A 629-nucleotide genomic window follows, 5' to 3' on the forward strand; every position below is an offset into this window, starting at 1 on the left:
TCTTTGGCGGGGTTACCCGCAGGCCAAGCAATGACGAGATCGGGCTGAAGGGCAATGATGCGTTCCAACTTTATGCCTTGGTAATTGGATACTTTCTCCAGTTCACCAGCTTCCTTCGGATAATCACTCATCTCACTCACAGCGATCAGTTTGTCACCTAAGCCAGCAGCATAAGCAATCTCTGTGGCGTGAGGCGCTAAACTGATCACTCGTTCAACGGGTTCGTTCGCCATCGTAAGAGAGGAGAAGAAAAGGGGGAGGGATAGGAAAATTTTGTTCATCATAATCCTTGATAAATCAGTCCTAGAATAAAGCTTTGAATCACAATCCAAGCAAAGATGCGCCAAACCAGCAAAATTTGGATTTGTGCAAGATGAATAGCAGAAGGCACAATGCGTCCACCAATCTTGGTGCGTTCTGCTCTGACGCCTTGGTATAGAGCAGGGCCTCCTAACGAAAGCTGGAACTTATTACCGATAGTACACAGCAACCAAGCTGGTCCTGGCAATGGCCAAGATTTCGCTTGTTGTTTGAGTCCATTAAGCACTGCGGACATATTGTGGCCAGCAAGCAACAGTAGGGCAAATAATCTTAATGGAACGAATTCTAAAACGGCAACGATTTGAATG

At 46.3% G+C, this 629-nt stretch carries 1 protein-coding gene and 1 pseudogene; both read right to left on the reverse strand.

The features are described 5' to 3' along the window. Window positions 1-281, reverse strand: a 281-nt coding sequence (locus tag R7E78_RS27825; RefSeq protein WP_318058847.1) for an ABC transporter substrate-binding protein, incomplete at its 3' end; no start/stop codon positions are given. Further along, window positions 281-629, reverse strand: a pseudogene (locus tag R7E78_RS27830) (adenosylcobinamide-phosphate synthase); the annotation flags it as partial. The pseudogene R7E78_RS27830 and the gene R7E78_RS27825, both read right to left, overlap by 1 nt.

Source organism: Vibrio sp. YT-19(2023) (genome assembly GCF_033337395.1).